The 19580-nt window shown below is 35.0% G+C and carries 23 protein-coding genes; 11 read left to right on the forward strand and 12 right to left on the reverse strand.

Annotated features, from left to right (window positions below; genetic code table 11):
- Window positions 1–94 precede the first annotated feature (94 nt).
- Window positions 95–625 carry an isochorismatase family protein gene (locus tag AC1MGI_RS21815; RefSeq protein WP_480350183.1) on the reverse strand — a complete coding sequence of 177 codons (531 nt, stop codon included), beginning with the start codon at window positions 623–625 and terminating at the stop codon, window positions 95–97.
- A gap of 647 nt (window positions 626–1272) precedes the next feature.
- Between AC1MGI_RS21815 and AC1MGI_RS21820 the strand changes: the two genes are divergently transcribed.
- Window positions 1273–1569, forward strand: coding sequence for a DUF5661 family protein (locus AC1MGI_RS21820; protein ID WP_480350263.1), 297 nt, complete (start codon window positions 1273–1275; stop codon window positions 1567–1569).
- Between the two features lie 213 nt (window positions 1570–1782).
- Here AC1MGI_RS21820 and AC1MGI_RS21825 read toward each other — a convergent pair whose 3' ends face one another.
- Entirely contained in the window at window positions 1783–2364 is a 582-nt protein-coding gene (locus tag AC1MGI_RS21825) for a hypothetical protein (RefSeq protein WP_480350184.1), read from the reverse strand.
- A 607-nt stretch (window positions 2365–2971) separates the two neighbouring features.
- On the opposite strand from AC1MGI_RS21825, the gene AC1MGI_RS21830 reads away from it, so the two are divergent.
- The 3 genes from AC1MGI_RS21830 (at window position 2972) to AC1MGI_RS21840 (ending at window position 4381) form a co-directional block, all read left to right on the forward strand.
- Window positions 2972–3145, forward strand: a complete 174-nt coding sequence (locus AC1MGI_RS21830; RefSeq protein ID WP_480350185.1) for a hypothetical protein — start codon at window positions 2972–2974, stop codon at window positions 3143–3145.
- A gap of 301 nt (window positions 3146–3446) precedes the next feature.
- Complete coding sequence (locus AC1MGI_RS21835) at window positions 3447–3683, forward strand: ribbon-helix-helix domain-containing protein (protein WP_480350186.1); 237 nt, start codon at window positions 3447–3449, stop codon at window positions 3681–3683.
- A gap of 398 nt (window positions 3684–4081) precedes the next feature.
- Window positions 4082–4381: a hypothetical protein gene (locus AC1MGI_RS21840; protein ID WP_480350187.1), complete on the forward strand. Its 300-nt coding sequence runs from the start codon at window positions 4082–4084 to the stop codon at window positions 4379–4381.
- A gap of 216 nt (window positions 4382–4597) precedes the next feature.
- Here the strand turns inward: AC1MGI_RS21840 and AC1MGI_RS21845 are convergent, their stop codons facing one another.
- Window positions 4598–4774 (reverse strand): YjcZ family sporulation protein, encoded by a 177-nt coding sequence (locus AC1MGI_RS21845; protein ID WP_480350189.1) that lies wholly within the window; start codon window positions 4772–4774, stop codon window positions 4598–4600.
- Window positions 4775–5066: 292 nt separating this feature from the next.
- A complete protein-coding gene (locus AC1MGI_RS21850) occupies window positions 5067–5192 on the reverse strand; it encodes a YjcZ family sporulation protein (protein ID WP_480350190.1) in 126 nt (41 codons plus the stop codon).
- Window positions 5193–6028: 836 nt separating this feature from the next.
- Between AC1MGI_RS21850 and AC1MGI_RS21855 the strand changes: the two genes are divergently transcribed.
- Entirely contained in the window at window positions 6029–6694 is a 666-nt protein-coding gene (locus AC1MGI_RS21855) for a hypothetical protein (protein WP_480350192.1), read from the forward strand.
- Window positions 6695–7248: 554 nt separating this feature from the next.
- Here AC1MGI_RS21855 and AC1MGI_RS21860 read toward each other — a convergent pair.
- Both AC1MGI_RS21860 and AC1MGI_RS21865 read right to left on the reverse strand, forming a co-directional pair.
- Window positions 7249–7458 (reverse strand): hypothetical protein, encoded by a 210-nt coding sequence (locus AC1MGI_RS21860; RefSeq protein WP_480345755.1) that lies wholly within the window; start codon window positions 7456–7458, stop codon window positions 7249–7251.
- A gap of 140 nt (window positions 7459–7598) precedes the next feature.
- Window positions 7599–7781: a hypothetical protein gene (locus AC1MGI_RS21865; protein ID WP_480345756.1), complete on the reverse strand. Its 183-nt coding sequence runs from the start codon at window positions 7779–7781 to the stop codon at window positions 7599–7601.
- A 253-nt stretch (window positions 7782–8034) separates the two neighbouring features.
- Here AC1MGI_RS21865 and AC1MGI_RS21870 point away from each other — a divergent pair, with 253 nt between their 5' ends.
- The 5 genes from AC1MGI_RS21870 (at window position 8035) to AC1MGI_RS21890 (ending at window position 12232) form a co-directional block, all read left to right on the forward strand.
- Window positions 8035–8232 carry a DUF4177 domain-containing protein gene (locus AC1MGI_RS21870; protein WP_480350193.1) on the forward strand — a complete coding sequence of 66 codons (198 nt, stop codon included), beginning with the start codon at window positions 8035–8037 and terminating at the stop codon, window positions 8230–8232.
- Between the two features lie 474 nt (window positions 8233–8706).
- Window positions 8707–9009, forward strand: coding sequence for an ArsR/SmtB family transcription factor (locus AC1MGI_RS21875; protein ID WP_062187369.1), 303 nt, complete (start codon window positions 8707–8709; stop codon window positions 9007–9009).
- A 141-nt stretch (window positions 9010–9150) separates the two neighbouring features.
- Entirely contained in the window at window positions 9151–10164 is a 1014-nt protein-coding gene (locus tag AC1MGI_RS21880; RefSeq protein ID WP_480350265.1) for a zinc-dependent alcohol dehydrogenase family protein, read from the forward strand.
- A 55-nt stretch (window positions 10165–10219) separates the two neighbouring features.
- The gene (locus AC1MGI_RS21885) at window positions 10220–11344 is read left to right on the forward strand and encodes an NADH-dependent flavin oxidoreductase (protein ID WP_480350194.1); all 1125 of its coding nucleotides are present in this window, start codon (window positions 10220–10222) and stop codon (window positions 11342–11344) included.
- A gap of 513 nt (window positions 11345–11857) precedes the next feature.
- Complete coding sequence (locus AC1MGI_RS21890; protein WP_480350195.1) at window positions 11858–12232, forward strand: hypothetical protein; 375 nt, start codon at window positions 11858–11860, stop codon at window positions 12230–12232.
- A 767-nt stretch (window positions 12233–12999) separates the two neighbouring features.
- On the opposite strand, the gene AC1MGI_RS21895 is transcribed toward AC1MGI_RS21890, so the two are convergent.
- The 5 genes from AC1MGI_RS21895 to AC1MGI_RS21915 form a co-directional block, all read right to left on the reverse strand.
- Window positions 13000–13590: a PBECR4 domain-containing protein gene (locus AC1MGI_RS21895; RefSeq protein ID WP_480350196.1), complete on the reverse strand. Its 591-nt coding sequence runs from the start codon at window positions 13588–13590 to the stop codon at window positions 13000–13002.
- Window positions 13591–13929: 339 nt separating this feature from the next.
- Window positions 13930–14208: a hypothetical protein gene (locus tag AC1MGI_RS21900; protein WP_480350198.1), complete on the reverse strand. Its 279-nt coding sequence runs from the start codon at window positions 14206–14208 to the stop codon at window positions 13930–13932.
- A gap of 19 nt (window positions 14209–14227) precedes the next feature.
- The gene (locus tag AC1MGI_RS21905; protein WP_480350199.1) at window positions 14228–14887 is read right to left on the reverse strand and encodes a replication-relaxation family protein; all 660 of its coding nucleotides are present in this window, start codon (window positions 14885–14887) and stop codon (window positions 14228–14230) included.
- Window positions 14887–16047 (reverse strand): FtsK/SpoIIIE domain-containing protein, encoded by a 1161-nt coding sequence (locus tag AC1MGI_RS21910; RefSeq protein WP_480350201.1) that lies wholly within the window; start codon window positions 16045–16047, stop codon window positions 14887–14889. The genes AC1MGI_RS21905 and AC1MGI_RS21910 overlap by 1 nt, the downstream gene beginning before the upstream one ends.
- Before the next feature lie 82 nt (window positions 16048–16129).
- Window positions 16130–16465: a hypothetical protein gene (locus tag AC1MGI_RS21915; RefSeq protein WP_480350203.1), complete on the reverse strand. Its 336-nt coding sequence runs from the start codon at window positions 16463–16465 to the stop codon at window positions 16130–16132.
- 432 nt (window positions 16466–16897) lie between these two features.
- Here AC1MGI_RS21915 and AC1MGI_RS21920 point away from each other — a divergent pair, with 432 nt between their 5' ends.
- On the forward strand, window positions 16898–17122 hold the full coding sequence (locus AC1MGI_RS21920) for a helix-turn-helix domain-containing protein (protein WP_480350204.1): 225 nt from the start codon (window positions 16898–16900) through the stop codon (window positions 17120–17122).
- A 998-nt stretch (window positions 17123–18120) separates the two neighbouring features.
- On the opposite strand, the gene AC1MGI_RS21925 is transcribed toward AC1MGI_RS21920, so the two are convergent.
- The gene (locus tag AC1MGI_RS21925; protein WP_062187349.1) at window positions 18121–18804 is read right to left on the reverse strand and encodes a hypothetical protein; all 684 of its coding nucleotides are present in this window, start codon (window positions 18802–18804) and stop codon (window positions 18121–18123) included.
- Window positions 18805–19580 lie beyond the last annotated feature (776 nt).

Raw genomic sequence — 19580 nt, forward strand, 5'->3', positions numbered from 1 at the left:
TCCGTTAGTTCCATTAGGAAAAGACCACCAATTTGGTAGTCTTTTTAATGTATGAAAATGAACGAGTTACAATAATTTTCTGTTTATGAAATAACTAAAAGAAAATTTCTTCAGTTTTTTTTACACTGGCAAACCATTGGGCATGTATGTTGTTATGGTGATTGATTATTTGAGAAGCGTTTAAAATGTTAGAATCGCGTGTACTATGACCATCCTCTGCGAGAATAACTTCATAACCTTGGCTAAATGCACGACGACAAGTAGCATCTACACAAATTTCCGATTGAATTCCTGTTATAATAATTCGACTTATTTTTCTGGTTACTAATTGTTGCTGAAGATCCGTTTGTTGGAATGAATCAGGATAATCCTTTTCAATTATAACGTCTTCTTTTAAAAGAGAGATCGACGGATGAATTTCCCATCCGGGATTTCCTTTCTGATTAAGGGTTCCTGCTTTACCATTGTGTTTCGTGAAAAAAATAGTGGCCTGATCAATACGGGCCTTTGAAATGAGGAATTGAATATTTTTTAATAAATCATCACCTTTATATATGAGTTTCGCATCCGAAAATGATCCTAATTGAAGATCAATTATAAGTAATGCAGTATTTTTTTCTTTCATACACATCACCGTTCTTTCTGGATTTCCCCCTTAAGTAAGGTCTTTTAAAATTGCCACTGATGGTTTTATGATTAGGAATATCTTCAATCTATATCCTCTTTTAAAAACATTTTTTTGCAAAAATATATGAAGGAGTGTTTAAGCTTCTAATGATTAGGGTCCTACTAACATTTCACGTAAAACATACTCCAATTAATGCGTGTTTTACGCAGCTATCTTAACTCGTACATATTCGGAATGCTGACGGTGCCAAAATAAAGGTATTTTTCACTTGAATAGAATCAGAACCTAAAAATGTCCTATGCTTATCGAGCTAATTAAGCTAACGGGTTTGGTTCAAGAAGAAGACCCTTTTTGGTGGTCTTTTCAATGTACGTAAATATACAAAATCATACATTGGCAAAGACCCATTCTTCAACTACGGAGCAGGTTAGTCCAATTAGCTAAGTTGTATTTTTTGTTGAATTCACTATTTGTTTAACTTTTAGAAGACATGCTCATAAATAGGTAACTAACGTATATTGTTGATAACTACCTTTTTAGGAGAGATGTATTTGTACTACTATAATAATCCGTATTTGAACCACTGGACTAACGGTTATAACTATGGTACGCAATATCTATATCCAACCACCGGAAGTCCAAACTTGTATAGAAATAATCGTTCTGCAACTAGTGTTAAATCTTTTTCCAAAGAGGAAGCAGCAGAAATCGCTTTACTTTTAGGCATTGATTTTAATAAAAGCAAGTTTGATTTAGATGAGTTTTGGATGGGAGTAAATACAGAGCTTGAACATGGGAAAATATCCAGCCAAACTAATGTTACAGGTGATGATCCTATTATTACTGGGAAAATTGCACTGGCTCATATTAACGAGTTTCCTGATTACTACAAAAGATTAAAGGTACTTGAGGAAGAAGCAAAAGCCTATTGGAACAAATGATTTAAATGGAGCTTTTGAAGTTGCTGTTAGATAAGGAATTGAGGATATTTTTTAATCAATCTTTATTTCAAAGCTACATAAGGAGCCACTGTGGATAAGGGATCTTAGTCTATGTTGATGTGTGGTGAAACAAGGGACATGAAAAAGAGTTTGTTGTATAAGGAACTGATCCTTATCATGCGACATACTCTTTTTATAATGTTCATTATTCAATCAAAAAGATGCATGAATCATAAATAAAATGAGAAATCCAATAGCCAGTTTTAAATGCCAGTTTTTATCTTTTCTCTTGAATCGTTTAAGCCCCATAAATAGGAGAAAAAATAAGAGAATAACAGCAAGGATTCCCGAGATATTCGTAAAGTCCCATTTAAATCCCCTCATGATCGCCAAATAACTATGAAGCAAAATGGATCCGGTAGATACTATCGCAAGGGGGACATGCCATTTGCGGACTAGCAATCCGAGAAACTGTATGAAATTCTTTAATTGAAAATTCCTCCATTTTATTGATTTCAAGCGTTTCCACTTTAATAAAAGAAAAACAGGATATATAGACAAAACGGCAAAATACACAATTCTTGATATAGACCCAAATTGTTTTAGGATACTCTTATAATGTTTGTATTCTTGCATCATTAGCTGCTGATGATTAAGAGTAATGAGTAAAAGTCCAATGAAAAATAAACAAATAGTTATAGTTAAACAGATAACTATGTTTTTTCGTTCTTTTGGATTTGGAATATATCTGGATAAAAAATAGGTGTTTTTTCTTGTATTCGGTTTTGAACTCATCGTAGATGCTCCCTAGTATTTTAATGTGAAATATAACGTCAGTATAGTCTATATAAATGAAAGTTTGATTAAAATTAGATGAGTTTTATATAAATTTTTTCTTATAAAAAAGAGGTTGATACTTTTTAAAATAGATCTATATTAGGATAATGTATCCATCTACTGCGTGATCTATACAAATAGTATAGACGGGGCTATCCATTTTTTTTTTATGTAGCACAGCATTGATCTTACGCTGTATGATTGGTTATCGGGGATGTTAGTGAAAGAGGAATTTGCATAAAACACCCCTTTTTTATGCAGCTACCAGGCTTCTTTAGAAGCCGGAAATGTTGATTCATCAACCATGTATAAACGATAAAAATGGACAATTCGAACCCCCTTGAACACCAAGGGGGTTTATATTTCGGAACTTCCGAAATGTAGCATTATGTAAGCTAGTTTTGAATATTTAATACACCAATATACACAAATCAGAGTACAAAGCATAGTTAGAGTAACTTTTCTATACTAAATTAAACTTTACACAATATTTACTTTAATTAGTAGCAATACAAATTTACCATTGATATAATTTTTAAAAAATAGATAAAAGGGGTCGGCAACATTGCAAGGTCATACATCATACGATAAGCTTCCAATGGATTTATTAGTTGAATTTTATTATGAAATCAACATGAATATAAAAAAAGGCATCTTGTCTGAAGCTATGTATCATGAAATAGAATTGATAAAAAAAGCAGTGAGTAGAAGGGGTATTTCTTTATTAACTGTTTGTTGATCTACTTACAAAGTAAATAAAGATAGCTGATATTATTATTGTTCCACCAAACACTGACACAAAGAAAAATATAGTATTGATGAATTGGTTATAAATCCATTCATACATAAAATCCACCTCAGTATTTTTTCTTTAGTATGCTTATAGAGGTTGGTTTTAAGTTATGGGTACGTTTTTTCTTTTTTTTTGCAATTGCAATCAAATCTTAATATAATTAACACTAATCTAATTTTGTATTTAAAATTAATTTTTACATACTGAAATTACAAATAAATAATTCCTAAAAAAAGGAGTTTATAATATGGAAAAGCAAGCTTTAGCATCTTTATTACCTCCTCAATTAATTGAAGAGCTTCAAAGTTTATCAGATAAAACAAACATATCAATTTCTGAACTTTTAGAGGTATCTGTAAAATCTTTTCTAGAGAAGATGAAAAGTGCTACCGAACCGAAAGCCTTTGGGGTTAATAATAAAGAAATGATATTGAAAAATAAAATCATCATTAGTCAGAATAAAGAACTATTAAATAAAGGTTAAAATAAACATAAAAGTCTATAGGTTTGTTTTTATTAAACTATCGGATGTTTAGTTGAATTAGCAGTAAAAAAGGATCCTTCCAATCAAAGGTCCTTTTTTCATTACCTATAGACAGTATTGCGCGGTTTAAGCCACTCTTTTCAATGTACGAAAATAACGAAAATCATACATTCAGAAAAACTCCTTCTTCATTAGGGGAGGGTTAATTGAGAGAACAGTAAATCGTTGACTGACTGTTGCTAATTGTCTTGTGAAAGTTAGTACAACGAGAGGTTATGACTATACCTCAAATATAATAACAACCAAGCATACATCCTTTGCAAATAGGCAAATATCTATCCCTCATTGAATATGGACACATACACTATTTTGGAAACAATTTGAGGAGGAGATATAAAATGGAAAGACAAATAGTTGGAGGTTATGGCTACGGCATGGGATATGGCGGTTATCCATCTCATGGCATGGGATATGGCGGTTATCCATCTCATGGCATGGGATATGGCGGTTATCCATCTCATAGCATGGGATATGGCGGTTATCCATCTCACGGCATGGGATATGGCGGTTATCCATCTCACGGCATGGGATATGGCGGTTATCCATCTCACGGCATGGGATATGGCGGTTATCCGTCTCACGGCATGGGATATGGTGGTTATCCATCTCACGGCATGGGATATGGTGGACATTACTGAGATGGTTCTTGCTAGCCTCATTAAATAAGAATACGGATGCATTACTTAAATCCCAGGAGCCGATCAATAGCTCCTTTTTTTATTATCTGGACGAACTAAGAGAATGAAACCTATTTACATAAACATGGTTTTGATAGTCAGCAATCTTCATTTAATAACCATCTATAAATTAAAGAAGGACGACCTATGACGGCCGTCCTTTTTGTTACTTATTTATTAGCAGAAGCCTCCGTAACCGCCCCCGTAACCATAGCCGCCGCCGAATCCGCCTCCGAATCCACCGCCACAACTACATCCAATAATGATTAAGAGGATAAACAATACAATTAACAAGGTAAATCCGCCACCAAATCCACGACCGCCATCACAGCCGCCATCTACACAACCTGACATATACAAACATCTCCTTTTGTATTAAAGGAGGCACTTACTACTTGCATGGGCTAATTAATTATATGTTTAAAATAATGAAATGACACAAATATACGCATTATGATGCACGAATTTTTATTTAATAGGTAATCACCTATTTGGAGTGAAGATAAGCCCATTTACTAAATTAGGGCATAGCACGGAAAGGGGGATACACTCTTTTCCAAAAAAGAATGATCAGCAATCATAATGAAATAACCAGTAAACTTAAAGAAGGGCGACCATGACGGTCGCCCTTTTTGTTACTTACTTATTAGCAGATGCCTCCGCCAAATCCACCACAGAAGCTAGCACCAATAATAATTAAGAGGATAAACAATACAATTAACAAGGCAAAGCCGCCACCAAATCCACAGCCGCCACCAGCAAAACCTGACATATACAAACATCTCCTTTTGTTTAAAGGAGGCACTTAAATGGGCTAATTTATAGTATGTTTGAAATTAATAAAGTGACACAAATATGCATGAATCAAAGCCCGAAAATTTATTTTGATAAGGATTTCCATCCTTATGTCGAAACTTGTGTTCTATTAATATTTGAAATTGTAAGCGTTTTCTGTTAAAATGATAATGGGTTGGAAGGCACGTGTGGCCGATGCCGGGGAGAGGGCTTAGATGAAATGTCCTTTTTTATTTGTTTAAAACTAGCATTTTTTATGCAGTTGAGAGGTTTCTTCAGATGTGATATATAAAATTATGTATAAACAATAACAATGAAGACGTTAACCCCTTGGTGCTCATGGGGTTTTTAGAACCATTAGAATAGTACAAAAAGTATGGAGAACTAATAGATGCCCCCACTCTATTAATAGAGTGGGGGGCAGCTTTGCATTGAATGAAAACTCATTATGAAAAGCATGTTTGAATAGAACAATGAGTCCGAATTGTAATGAATGTACGAAAGTATACAAAATCATACATTCACACTTTAGTTTAATAAAAAAACCGATTTCATAACTTAAGTGTTATAGAATGGTTTCTTCTTTAACTAATGAATCAGTTTAGTGAAAGAAGGACCATATTTACAAAATAGACACTGGTTATTTAGCCTAATTAAGAAAACAATAAAAACTCATCTTAACTTCATTGAAGATGTATAACGTTTCACAGAGACTAAAAACTATGATTGTGCTTTAAGTAGAGCTATTAACAATAAAAAGTTTCAACCGATATTATATAAAATAGTATTTTTCATTTTTTAGGAGTATACACTATGAATATGAGTATTTTAGAAGTTATTTTTGCAATTTTAATGTTATTTTCAATAATCGGTTTTTTTGTAATTAATGGTGTTGCACTTATTCTTTTTATAAAAGGAAAAGTAGATTTAGCAATCTCATTCTTTAAATTTTCTTTTGTGTCAGTTCCTCTATTTCTTGTAGGTTTTATAGGTGGGAGCTTCACTATGCCTGATTATTGGGATGATAAAACCTCCAAGAAAGATGAGGAATTTAACCAACAAATCATCGAAAATATAGAAAAAAACGAGAAGGCTGCGGTAGAAGCACAAAAGCAATATAGAGAAAATGCTAGGCAAGAGATAGAGGCTTCATTAAGAACCCCAGAAGAAATAAGAGAAACTGCAGAATCTGTTGATTTTGTATCTGTACAAAAAAATATCGAGCAATATTCTGGAAAATACGTTGTTTTTAAGGGGATAATTGGTGAAGTGCTTCCCACTGAAACTCCAATTACTCATTTTGAACTTATATTAGATCATCCTGAACATTATATAGTTGTTGAATACCCAGGACCAATTAACTTTAGATCTGGAGATAGTCTAACCGTATATGGAGCAATTACTAATCTTGTAACATATAATACACGTGCTGGGTTTGAAGTTAATGCTCTGTATATGAAGTCTGACATGATTGAATAATTCGGTTGTTTTTAGTTAATCTTAATCTAAGTTACATATTTTAAAAAATGTTTTTGCAATTCATAGATAACAAATAATGAAGATATTGAACTAACTGGTAGCTTTAGTTTAATAACAAGTAAAAGGTGATCATCTCATACGAGATGGTCCTGTTTGTGTTATTGGTGTCATAACATAGTGTTATAAATAAAGGCAGAAAAGAGGTTTTTACATAGAAAAATATGGATATGAAAGGGTAGTCAATCTGATGATCTTTCAATCGAAGCTTCTTTTTTCATTGTTGTTAGATAAGGTCAACTATGTGAATGGACTTAAGTCACTCTTTTTAATGTACGAAAATATCTAAAATCATACATTCATAAAAACACCTTATTCAACTAACGTGGCAGGTTAGTTTAAGAAAATAGATGCCAAAGGGATTTATTGGCTCTGTGGGTTATGAAGGTTCACAATTTCTAAATCTCATAAAAATTCTATGCCCACCTTGGCTTATTGTATAACTTGAAGAACCCGGATTTCTTATGGTGGTTCACCCCAATAAAAAAAGCATCCGATTATTCGGATGCATACTTAATTATTCCTTGTAAATAAACTGAGTATTCTCTCTGTACATATTCTCTTAATTTAATTCTTTTTTCTGTTTCTAATACTCTAACCAATTCTTGAATCCTTTTTTCATCTTCTTTTGTAGTAGGAATCTCTAATGAAAACAAATTACCTCGACTACTATTTAGTAACTTTTTTAATAACTCAAATTTATTCATTGGGTAATCCCCTTTATCTGTTATATTCGACATAAAGGCGACTTTTTCCTTGAAATATCTTATATTGTTTCAAGTTTTACCTACTTTCCACTAAAAGAATCTGATTACAGGTATTATGATAGGAATGGGTTAGTTTTTTATTAGCTTTTTTTATAACTACCTTCTACCAATCTAATCATATCACGCCCTGATGTCTTTTCTGTTTCATGATAACCTTCTTCATCACGCAAGCTCAAGTACCAGCTGCTATTGTCATCTTCATTTAACCTATATAACTTATTGGTCAAAACATTTGTATAAAAATCTCCATTTCTTAGCCTCATACTATTCCCCCCTCTAATGTATATAAACTGTATTATACCCAAGATATAACCGTAGCATTTGTGAACAATTCTCATTGAACTAACGTGGTGCGTTTCTACAATAAGTGGAGACGCTTTTTCACTAACGACGCAGTTTAGTTGAAGAAAATCGTTTCAAATTGAAACTTTTTCCAATCCAAAACGTACAAATAGTAGTTAAGTTAAACACATCCTTATTCTGTTTATGACGCATAATCAAAAGGAGGAGAAATAAATGTATGAATACAAATTTATAAAAATAGAGTTTAAAAAGTTATCTGGTAAACCTAATGAAGACTATCGAGAAGTAATTAAAAATCACGCAAATCAAGGCTGGCGTTTTGTTCAAATTTTCTCTCCTGACTTTGCAACTTCAGGAGTTGCAGTAGGGTCATACTATGAATTGATTTTTGAAAGACCTATAAAACAGTAAACAGAACAGAAACCATTCGTTATGAAAGTTTGTGAAGGTTTTCACTTAAACTAACGGGTGCTTTAGTGAAAGAAGAATTTGCATAAAACACCCCTTTTTTATGCAGCTACCAGGCTTCTTCAGAAGCCGAAAATGTTGATTCATCAAACATGTATAAAATCATGTATAAACGATAAAAATGGACCATTCGGAACCCCTTGAGCGCCAAGGGGGTTTATGTTTCGGAACTTCCGAGAGTTGAATTTATGCTAACTAGATTTGTATAGAGTATGCATGTGATACTTTGGGACCTTGTTCAACTAAAGGGCCAGATTGTTTAGTAACGCTTAGTAATATAAATGGATATTGTGAAGAAAAGTACTTAAACTAAACCAGCAGTAGAGTTGAAGAAGAAATGAATTTACAAAAAAATATTCTAGTTATAAATGTAAGGTTAAATTGACAAATTGACTTTTGTCGATTTATAATGTGAACATGGACAAGATAACTATTTTTAAATCACTTTCAAATGAGGCTCGATTACAAATTTTAGATTGGCTGAAAGACCCTTTTGCTCATTTTGGACCACAAGAAGGAATTGATTTAGTGGAAGTTGGTGTGTGTGTTAGTCAAATAACAACTAAGTTAAATATGACTCAATCTACTGCTTCTCAATACCTTTCAACTTTACAAAAAGCTGGTTTAATTAAAGCAACACGAATAGGCAAGTGGACTTATTACAAAAGGGATGAAGAAGCCATAAAAAATCTCGGTAAATTCATTCAAAAAGAGTTGTAACAATAACCAAATTCATAACAGAGTTTGGTTGTTGTTACAACCTAATATATCGATGATTCTAGATTTATCGATTTGTTTGATGCAGATTTAAAAAATACTTCTTGTTATAAATAATTAAATATAAGAAAAGAGGAAATGATGATGAAAGCATGGAAAAAACAAGGCGTAGGATTAGATAATCTGAAACTAGTAGAGGTAGAGATGCCGAAACCAGGTCCTAAACAAATATTAATTCAAGTGAAAGCTGTATCGCTTAATTTCCGTGATAAATCCATCATGGATGGCGATTATTTACCGGACTTAATGAGTAAACCTTTCACACCTGTATCGGATGCAGTAGGCGTTGTTGTAAGTGTAGGTTCAGATGTGAACCAGTTTAAAGAGGGAGACCGTGTTGTTTCGCATCTTTACACAAAATGGGTTGATGGGGCAGCAAGCGAAGACTATGCGCCAACAGCAGTGGGTGGACCGAATGATGGTGGCCTAGCGGAATATATGTTGTTAGATGAATATGCAGCAGTAATGGCACCAGCTAATTTAACAGATGAAGAGGCTTCAACACTGCCAATCGCAGCATTAACAGTGTGGTTTTCTTTAGTAGAATACGGCAAAATCAAAGCCGGTGACACGGTACTTGTTCTAGGTACGGGTGGTGTGTCCGTCTATGCGATTCAAATCGCTTCTGCATTAGGTGCAAGAGTAATTGTTACAACGAGCAGTGATGTAAAAGGTGAACGAGTAAAAGAGTTAGGCGCAAAAGAAGTCATCAACTATGTGGATACGCCAGATTGGGAACAAGAAGTATTAAAACTGACGGATGGTAAAGGTGCTCAACATATTTTAGAGGTTGTTGGTGGAGATAGCATTAACCGTTCGATCGAGGCGCTTGCACTACAAGGACATATTTATATCATTGGATTCCTGAAAAGCATGATGGCGGAAGTGAATTTATTCGCATTATTAGCGAAACAAGCACATATTCAAGGCATCTATGTCGGTCACCGCAAAGCATTCGATGACATGAACAAAGCCTTTAATGAACTAAATATTCATCCAGTAATCGATACAGTGTACTCATTCGACGAGGCTATCCAAGCCTACGAGCATCTAGGTCGTGGTGCTTTTGGTAAAATTGTCATTAAAGTTTCTGAATAAGTCAAAGGAAAGATAAAAATAACCTTTAAATGAAAATTTAGAAAGAGGTTAAAAAATGAACACAAAATATAGCAACTTATTTGAAACCTTTACATTTAAAAGTGGTATCACCATTAAAAATAGAGTCGTTATGGCACCAATGACAACTTATTCTAGTAACGATGATTACACAATTTCAAATGAGGAATTACAGTATTATAGAAAAAGAGCCAATGGAGTAGGTCTTGTCATTACAGGTTGTACTCATGTGCAACCAAATGGAGTAGGCTTTATTAATGAATTCGCTGGTTATGACGATAAATTTATTCCAAGTCTAGCTAAATTAGCTGATGCTGCGAAAAGCGGTGGAGCTCCTGCATTACTTCAGATTTTCCATGCAGGTAACAAAGCACTACCTGATTTTATTCCAAATGGTGAACTTGTTAGTTCTAGTAATGTAAGCTCTAAAAGAAGCTCCCATGTAACACCTAGAGAGCTTACTCATAATGAAATTTTGGAAGTGATTCATGCCTTTGGCGAAACAACAAGAAGAGCTATCCAAGCTGGTTTTGATGGTGTGGAAATTCATGGTGCACATGAATTTTTAAATCAAAACTTTTTTTCTCCCTTCTTCAATAGACGTGAGGACAAATGGGGCGGTTCTCTAGAAAATCGCTTACGTTTCCCACTTGCAGTCGTTCAAGAAGTTAAAAGTGTCATTAAAGAATATGCGACCAAACCATTCCTTTTAGGATACAGACTATCTCCAGAAGAACATAGAGAAGACGGTTTGAGAATGAAGGATACCTATGAATTAATTAATCGTCTTATTGAAGAAAATGTTGATTATGTACATGCTTCGTTGGCTAATGCCCTTTCCTCAAAGCCAGTCGATAGTCAAGATGAAAAAACATATCTTGAATTAATTGTTGAACATGTAAACGGCAGAGTTCCTGTAATGGCTGCGGGTTCTATGGTAACGCCAGATGACGTTGTAACAGCATTAGATAAGGGTCTATCCCTAGCAGTGGTTGGTCATACGTTAATCATGAATCCAGACTGGGTAGAAAAGGTTCAGAATGGAAAAGAAGCTGAAATTGAGACAGCAATTAAGACTTCAAAAGTAAGTGAGCTTGAGCTTCCAGAAAAACTTTGGAATGTAATTCAAGCTAAAGATTCATGGTTTAAGATTGAGGAATAATCTCACCAACGATTGATTAACTAAGGACAAGAGATGTTTGCAAGGGAGATGCCTCAAGTTGCAGCATCTCTTGTTCCTCTGCATTTTATACATCTGAATAGGGGAGTTGTAACGTGAAATTCTTCTTCAGCTAACGAGGTGCTTTAGTGAAAGGAAAATTTGCAAAGAGCAGTTTTTCAATAAAGGGCGCTTTAATTAAACAAGCAGCTAAAAGGATCTTCCAGTCGAAGATCCTTTTTCAGTGCCTATAAGGGTGATTATGTTAAGTGCCTTAAGGTACTCTTTTCAATGTACGAAAGTATACAAAATCATACGTTCAATAAAACCCTCAAAAACACCCTTGTTCCACTAACATGGCAGGAGAGAAGTTGATCCGGCATTATCAAGGCTGTTTCAGCGTGGTTTTATTGCCGTTGCGGAGTCTATTTCCGGATCTAGTTAAATACCCAAGAATTCACACGAAGTCTTACATATTATTTATTGTGTTTAAAAAATAAAAATAGAGGAGGGATTATGTTGAACACAGAATTACAATATTGGACTGACGAAGTTGATCAATGGAATCAACCTCAACAAATAGAAAATGATGAAAGAATTATTGGCCATATGGGATTTGGAGGATTCGGTAGACCCGGTATGGGATTTGGAGGATTCGGTAGACCTGGTATGGGATTTGGAGGGTTCGGTAGACCTGGTATGGGATTTGGAGGATTCGGTAGACCTGGTTTTGGGTTCGGAAGCCCATTCTTTGGAGGGTTTACAGGAGGATTATTAGCTGGTTCTTTGCTAAGTCCTGGATATGGGTACGGATATGGTTATCCTCAATATGATCCGTATGGTTATGGATATGAATACCCATATGGATATCCATATGGGTATGGGTATTGAGGAAGTCAGTTAACATTAAAATTAACGAATTGTAGCTAGATGATGCTGTCCAAAATCAAAATTCGGGGTAGCGTTTTTGCTTTAGCTTTTTTATCTATCTTAATAAGCTAACGGGTGGCGTTGGTTCAAGAAGAAAACCCCGTCTTGGAAATCTTTTGAATGTACGAAAATAACAAAAATCATATATTCAGCTTGTATTGAGTACAAAGGTGTTGTTTTGTACTGAGTTTATGAGGACACCTCATTTTGCAGGGTCCTCTTTTCAATTCACAGATATATACTTCAAAAATAATCGTAATCGACATGCCTAAATTGCACTACCTATACCAGCCAATAAATCAATTGATAAAGGCATCATTTTCACTAATACATATCCGATGGCTGACGACATAATCATAGAATACCCTTTATCTTTAATCCCTATCATAACAAGCAATGCCCCCCTGCAATCATCACAGAAGCGATACACCCATAATTAATTCCACCAACGGATCGAACGCATGGACAATCTTCTCTTCCACTGCACCGGATATAGCACCTGTCACTACTATGGCTTCTGGCTGTACTGGAGCAGCAGCAAATACTGGGGAAACTTTGTTTATGACATGAGCAGATAACCCGATTATAGGATTTTGTTCATAAAAAGAAAAACGATGAGTTAAGCAGAATTCTTGGTTTAATTGAAGCTTATATGGTGTAGTTTCTTTTACTTACATAACCCGAGTTTTGTATTGAAATGAAAAAAGGGTCCTTAATTTAGGATCCTTTTAATCATTTTCAATATCTACTCTCAACACTCGTAAAACAGTTCTTCCTGCAATATGGTCATCTTTTTTTCTGTCATAAAAGCTTTTAGGATAATAGAAATTTGAATCAGAGTCCTGATCAAGGCCCAAATGAAGGTAAGTATTATCAGTGTGATTATAGAGAATGATATCTACATCTAATCGGGTAGTGAGGTTTTCTAAAGAAAATACAATGACTGAAGGCCTTTGGACTATTTGATAGATGAATGGAAAGTATAACATTCGCTTTTTCTTTGATTTAAACCAATCTTTGTTTGTGGTTTTAAGAAAATCAAAAGTAACAGTACCATTTTCGACTTTTTTATAGCCTTTTTCTCCAATATAATCATATTTGTTCTTTAGCTTTTTCACCACATAATGAATTCCGAGTAGATGACATAGGTGTTTTTCTTCGAAGCGTAATTTTACAGTCTTTCTATCTTCGTCATCTAAATGAATAATAAAAACCTTGCCGCATAGATGTTCTTTATAGAATTGCTGTATAGTTTGCAAAGAGATGTCTTTTTCATGAGGCAAAGATTGAATCGTAAGTAAATCCGTTACAGATAACATATATTTTCCCCTAAATAAAAAATTGACCCTGGCAAAATACTACCAAGGTCAATTATACGTTTGTTTTGATTAAATTAAAATTTAAAAAATCTAAATGGTGATCGGCACAGGAAGGAATCCCTGAACTGGATATATCGTGGTACCTTTTAGCGCCCCCACGCGGGAATGTAGAGCCACCCTTCTACACAAGTTAGATTGTTTAACTTCACTGTTATTATATCCGGATTGTACATATTTTACAAGGGAAATCCGTGATTTTTCCTAACGGACCGTTAGTATTTCTTATAATTTGGGTATTTTTCTTTGCTTTGATTTACATAAGTCTTCTTTTGTATTGAGTTAAACTGGTTGACCGTAAACGTTATATTCGTGATCTGCAAAAATGTACCGACTAAATTTACCACCATACGTTTCTTCTAAATATGGTTCGACGCGACTGTGAATTTCACGTACAACTTTGCTGTAAGATTCCTTATTGAGAAGATAATCCTCTAAATCCACAAGAATGAGCTTATGAAAGTATTCTTTGTCCTTATAATTCATGATGAAAACCTGGTCTTCGAAGTCCCATCTTTCGTCTACAGACAAAACTTCCACTTCGTTTATAACTTTAATCATAATTGTCACCCTTTCAATTTCAATTATTTATCTTGATTTCGTTTATATTTGGCGATTCTGCTTTTTGCTCTTTTGTTTTAGCGGCAAACATTAAAAACTGTTTTATATCCTGAACTTGAAAGAATTGGACACCGGAGTGACGCGGTAAATTATAGCGGTTGTCGGTAATCAGGATAATCTTAGGGAAAACCTTTTTGTCTGCCGGTTGCCACGATTCTTGCTTCCATTCATTGCTCATGTAATACGTGACATAGCGCATAAACTTCTCGTTCATAACCTTTTCGGAATAGACTGAGCGTTGAATCTCCACGAAGAATGGCGCGCGTTTCCAGATCATGAAGGCATCGGGTTCCATGTAACTTTTTCCGTATTTAGGTTCGACTATGAACGATTCTGACTGTCCAAAATTGGATAGTGACTTATAAAACTCTACGATTTTTAGGAAATGTGGAATTTTAGCAGAGTCTTTTTTTATAGGAGCGGGTGAAGGGAAATAGATATATGGTTGCTGGGTCGTATTTACTTCGATTTGGCCATCTCTTCGCAATCTCTTCAGAACCGTATTACAGCATGTTATTGGGTTCCGAAGACCTTCGAAATGCAGAGCGATAATATCGTCCCTTGTCATGCAACGAAAACGCGTGAGGTCGACTAAAATGTTCAAATCTCGTTTTCTCATTAGTCCAACACCTCGAATATGGCATCGATAATTTGAGAATCATCTCCAGAGGGATTAGAAGACTCTTTAAACGGCTCTTTAGTAAAAGGTGACTTATGACTATCTAAAATTATTTTCGCCTCTTCTAAGACTAAGTATGGAGCCTGTATCTCCTTTAATCCGTCTTGACCTTGCAACTTTAGCAACATTCTCCCATTCTCCTTCAATTTCTCGCTTCCAGGAGTCCCGATAATTCGGGAGTTGATTAGATCGGCGCACTTAAACCCCATACGGACGGTCAAATTATTTTTTAAAGCACCTTCTAAGAGCTTTGCGTCGGGTCTCTGCATGGAAAGGATTAAGAAGATACCTAAAGCTCTCCCGATAGCGCTTATGTCTTCCACAATAGCCATGATTGCCTTCTCCTTACGTAGCAAAGCGACTTCATCAATACAAAGGACAATATAAGGTGGCGGGGATGGTAAATCATCGATATGGGATAGCTCATAGGCGTCTAATAAATCGCCACGTTTCTTTAATTCATCACTGAGATACGCAAGCATTGCTGCCATATCGACAGGGCTTACAAGAACGGATTGAACATGCTTCACCCTGCGGAATATATGAAATTCAGAACGCTTTAGATCACATAAGTACAACTGCAGGCGGTCTGGATTTTTAAATTGGATTAACGAGCTCAAAATTGAGCGCAGTTGAGTGGATTTACCTGATCCTGTTTCGCCTGCTATGAGCAAATGAGGGTGATCCACCATGTCATATAGCACATTAGCTCCGTTCATATCAGTGCCACAGACGATAGGTAAACGCATTTTATTCGCTTGTTCTCGGAACAAATCAGCGTCATAACGGATAAGACTTGAACCGTTTCCTACGTACACTTTGAGCGTAAAAACCTTGGTGTCTCCTTTAATCTCGATCTTTTCCCCAAATACTTGCATGAAACAATATTCCTTCTTCTTAATTTCCTTTGGATCCATACCTGTAGGAATCGAAAATACATACATCAGCGACTTTTCCTTCCGACTGATATTCACGGAAAGAATCTTTGGATAAACAAGACCGGAGTTGGACCCGTAAGAATACCGGTTACCTATTTCCCCATTCCTAAATGCTTTCACAAGCTCTGCTTTTGCTCTTTGTTTCGCTAACCACATTTTCATATGCTCACCTCAAATGATTTAGTTTAAGACGCTGGTTCAGGATGAACTTCTGTTTTTAACTCTGGTACATCGTGTACCAGACCTACCAGAACAGGAATTTTAAATCATTGACCAGGTACCATAACGCAGCCATGCCAGCTACGGGAAAAGCGATACGAAGGAAAGCGGAGATAAAGGCTGCTATTGAAATGTTTCCCGTATCGGCTAATCCTTTTTCTATTAACGCAATCAGGAGAACAGCAGCACCAATTCCTATGAATACAGGGTCGATCATAGCAGCTGGATGCAGTGGAATAAATGAGAACAAAATAGGTGAGTTGTTGCCAGTTGTGGCAACGTTGTTATGTTCTTTTTTCATGAATGCTTTAAAATCAACGGTTTCTATCTTACTCGATACAAAAGGCAGATTAAGTAACATGATGTATCCTCCTTAGATCCCCTCAATTTTGTGGAGAGTCAACCAGCGCAATTTTACGCCGGTTGACTCCTCAGATTTGAAGAGTGAAATTTCCCTTTTCAAGCGCTAACTATGGCGGGTCAAAATTTTTCTTTTCCCCCTCTCATGCTCTCCTCCCATCCATTCGCCTTTCGGCTCAATCTAAACACTTTCGTTTTTCCTTCTATATCAATCCGGATTGGTTCATTACTTTGGTAAGGGTAGCAAGGTAGATACTTTGGTAATTACTTTGGCCAGAAGTTGCTAACTACCAAATTAGCTGCCTTGATAAAGTTTATGGAGACTGCTTGTACATGTTTCACACTTTATTGGCGAAAATCACATTAATGTGAATAAAGACCAAAATATTAGTCAAGAATGGTGGACATACAATAAATCAGGAGGTTGATCCGTATGTTTGGGTTAGGTAAAAAAAGGTCTGCGTTCGGTAAGTTTCTCGATAAAAATGGAATTACACAGCAAGAGCTTAGCGAAGTCAGTGGGGTAAACAGGAATAGTATTAGCAGAATAACGCAGTCAGATGAAAATAAACCATCTATGAAGAACGCCTCAAAGATTATTAAAGTATTGAAAAAAGCCGGATATAAGGTGGATTATGACGACTTCTGGAGTATGTAAATAATACGAGGCAAGACTCCTGTTTAAAATCAGGCATGGAGGTATGCTTTTTTGTTGGTTGAGTATGTAGCCTTCTTTTCTTTGTTAACTTTAGCGATTGCGAATACATACTTCATGAAATACGAATAAGAAAATTAGGGTTAGTAAAAAAAGCCCCCATAGAAAACTGGAATCACATAGAAGAGATCCTGAATCATACATAGAATGTGATGGTGGAGATTTCCATCCAACACCTAACCAAAAGCTCATGATAGGCGGGAAAAAGCCTATTTACGAAAAAATAGATGAAAGATATTAAGGTTCTCTGGAAGTGCTATAAACCGCAGGATGGGGAAAGTCTTAGAACGAATAGAAAAAGAAAAGAACCGTTGATTTTATTGTAGTGAAAGGGTTTAACGTACATAGGGGGAACTTCAGGAAGATGCGGTTATCTTAACTTCGATGTGAGAACTACTGGAATACAATGGCTCTCATATCATTTACATGCATTTATGATGTCTTATAATAAACTGTTTCATATAAATTCATCTCATTCCCAATACAAATATAGGGATTATAGCATTGAAGTCCTTTAGGACTAATATTAGATATATCCTCAATGAAACTGCCCTGTTTGTTGAGCAAGAACAGTACCATAATCGATCATTTACTCTGTTTCTCTTCCTGAGACTTAACACTTTGTAGTATGTGAAATAAGTTGATAAGTCTCTATCTTTCACCCATATGAATGCTGATACGATAGTGTTTTGGAGAAGGTGTTTCGTAGGGAGATGTAGATTACGTAAAGGTAAATTCGAAGGTAATAATGATTAAAAATATATTCGTTATGTTTATTTTAGAATAAATCTCGCCAGAATATATAAAGAACTAGACAATATGAAAAGTAACAGAATCAACTAACTCCCCCAAGAACCTTTATGCTTCAAGGGAGAGTTTCTAAGAGACCATTATGTTTACTCTTAAAAATTGCGTATAAACGATCAATAAGTCGAAATATATTATATCTCTAATCCCATTTCGGATTTTAAATAACTTTCAAAATGGTCATTTTTATAGTTGCGTATAAACGCACTTTTTTTGTCTAAATCTACTTCTTTTCTAAAGAATCCTACCTTTTTCAGACGTTCTGTTTCAGGCAGTTCCGACCAGGTTTTTTCTGCATCTTCTTCTAGCTTTCGTTCTATTTTTTTTTGTAGCATTAACTCTTCAAATCGTTTTGTTCTTTGTTCTTCTGGGGATTGTTGTTTCGGTAAAGTGGTTAGTAATTGATTATATTGATTTTTAAGTTCTTCCATTTGCGTCGCAGCAAGTTCTGCAAATGTTTTTTGGACTTCTGCAGTAATTTGGTTCTTTAGGGCCTCTATGTTGTCCACATATGGTGCTGGTTTGTCCTCTTTGGGAGGAAATGGTCTTAAACTCGTAAAGTTGGTCAGCTCTCTAGAAATGGCCACGAGGGCCCACTTTTCTTCTCTTTTTTTCTTTATAAAAACGGCAATCTTTAAGTCTAATTCGTCATAAATTTTTTCATTTGTTTCTACAGTACGGTTGATATAATGGATACGATCTTTTTCTAGCCGTTTAAACCAGCCATCAACTGTATTAATATGTATGTTTGAGATATCTAGATTTTTTCTTAATTCTTCTACAAAATCACTGATTTTCCAATACTTAGGTTCATTCAATTTTTTTACCTCCTTTTTAAATTTTATGTGCACTGAGCTTTTATTTGGATGACATACAAAAAGTTATGAAGCTGTTTGTTTTACTGGTCTTTATGGACCAGTTGTTAGTCTATAAGTAGACCATAGACCACTTGTGGCACACAATAATATTAAACATTATAATAGATAGTTAAAATAAAATAAAATAAAATATTGAAAGTTTTCTATTCATCATTTTATCATTAGTTATGAATATATGGTTTATATGTATCCCTGATTAATAAGGTATTTGACTTGCTATTCATAATAACCTGCATCAAATTATGACTATTTTTGTCTATAGAAAACCTCCCTATGAAAATGTGGGGAATCTTGTCATGAGTCAATAATGAAAATGAGCATATATTAGGTTCTATATGTAGACCTTTAGCCACGAATGGTCTACATTTTTTTGAAGCATGTAAAGTATATGTAGCGTGTGGTCTATATGTACACCTGATTAATAAGGTATTTGGTTTGCTATCCTTAGTATCCTGCATCCAGTTATGACTTACTATTTGTGTTCATGGAAACCTCCTATGTAACTACGTGTAAACCTTGTCATCGGCAGTAATGAAAATGAGTTTTTATAAGGTTCCACATGTAGACCATTGGCCACAAATGGTCTACGTTTTTAAGGGATATGTAGCGTGTAGTCTATATGTACACATGAATTTATACGGTATTTGAACTGCTAATCATGATACATTACACCAAATTATAACTACTGTTTTGGTGTAGCGAAAAATAGTGTATGT

The organism is Peribacillus sp. BM1, assembly GCF_056679975.1.

Bases quoted from the DNA above. Each gene is read 5' to 3' on its own strand.
- AC1MGI_RS21815 (WP_480350183.1), bottom strand. From the start codon at position 625: ATGAAAGAAAAAAATACTGCATTACTTATAATTGATCTTCAATTAGGA.
- AC1MGI_RS21825 (WP_480350184.1), bottom strand. From the start codon at position 2,364: ATGAGTTCAAAACCGAATACAAGAAAAAACACCTATTTTTTATCCAGA.
- AC1MGI_RS21835 (WP_480350186.1), top strand. From the start codon at position 3,447: ATGGAAAAGCAAGCTTTAGCATCTTTATTACCTCCTCAATTAATTGAA.
- AC1MGI_RS21840 (WP_480350187.1), top strand. From the start codon at position 4,082: ATGGAAAGACAAATAGTTGGAGGTTATGGCTACGGCATGGGATATGGC.
- AC1MGI_RS21845 (WP_480350189.1), bottom strand. From the start codon at position 4,774: ATGTCAGGTTGTGTAGATGGCGGCTGTGATGGCGGTCGTGGATTTGGT.
- AC1MGI_RS21850 (WP_480350190.1), bottom strand. From the start codon at position 5,192: ATGTCAGGTTTTGCTGGTGGCGGCTGTGGATTTGGTGGCGGCTTTGCC.
- AC1MGI_RS21855 (WP_480350192.1), top strand. From the start codon at position 6,029: ATGAATATGAGTATTTTAGAAGTTATTTTTGCAATTTTAATGTTATTT.
- AC1MGI_RS21860 (WP_480345755.1), bottom strand. From the start codon at position 7,458: ATGAATAAATTTGAGTTATTAAAAAAGTTACTAAATAGTAGTCGAGGT.
- AC1MGI_RS21865 (WP_480345756.1), bottom strand. From the start codon at position 7,781: ATGAGGCTAAGAAATGGAGATTTTTATACAAATGTTTTGACCAATAAG.
- AC1MGI_RS21870 (WP_480350193.1), top strand. From the start codon at position 8,035: ATGTATGAATACAAATTTATAAAAATAGAGTTTAAAAAGTTATCTGGT.
- AC1MGI_RS21875 (WP_062187369.1), top strand. From the start codon at position 8,707: ATGGACAAGATAACTATTTTTAAATCACTTTCAAATGAGGCTCGATTA.
- AC1MGI_RS21880 (WP_480350265.1), top strand. From the start codon at position 9,151: ATGAAAGCATGGAAAAAACAAGGCGTAGGATTAGATAATCTGAAACTA.
- AC1MGI_RS21885 (WP_480350194.1), top strand. From the start codon at position 10,220: ATGAACACAAAATATAGCAACTTATTTGAAACCTTTACATTTAAAAGT.
- AC1MGI_RS21890 (WP_480350195.1), top strand. From the start codon at position 11,858: ATGTTGAACACAGAATTACAATATTGGACTGACGAAGTTGATCAATGG.
- AC1MGI_RS21895 (WP_480350196.1), bottom strand. From the start codon at position 13,590: ATGTTATCTGTAACGGATTTACTTACGATTCAATCTTTGCCTCATGAA.
- AC1MGI_RS21900 (WP_480350198.1), bottom strand. From the start codon at position 14,208: ATGATTAAAGTTATAAACGAAGTGGAAGTTTTGTCTGTAGACGAAAGA.
- AC1MGI_RS21905 (WP_480350199.1), bottom strand. From the start codon at position 14,887: ATGAGAAAACGAGATTTGAACATTTTAGTCGACCTCACGCGTTTTCGT.
- AC1MGI_RS21910 (WP_480350201.1), bottom strand. From the start codon at position 16,047: ATGAAAATGTGGTTAGCGAAACAAAGAGCAAAAGCAGAGCTTGTGAAA.
- AC1MGI_RS21915 (WP_480350203.1), bottom strand. From the start codon at position 16,465: ATGTTACTTAATCTGCCTTTTGTATCGAGTAAGATAGAAACCGTTGAT.
- AC1MGI_RS21920 (WP_480350204.1), top strand. From the start codon at position 16,898: ATGTTTGGGTTAGGTAAAAAAAGGTCTGCGTTCGGTAAGTTTCTCGAT.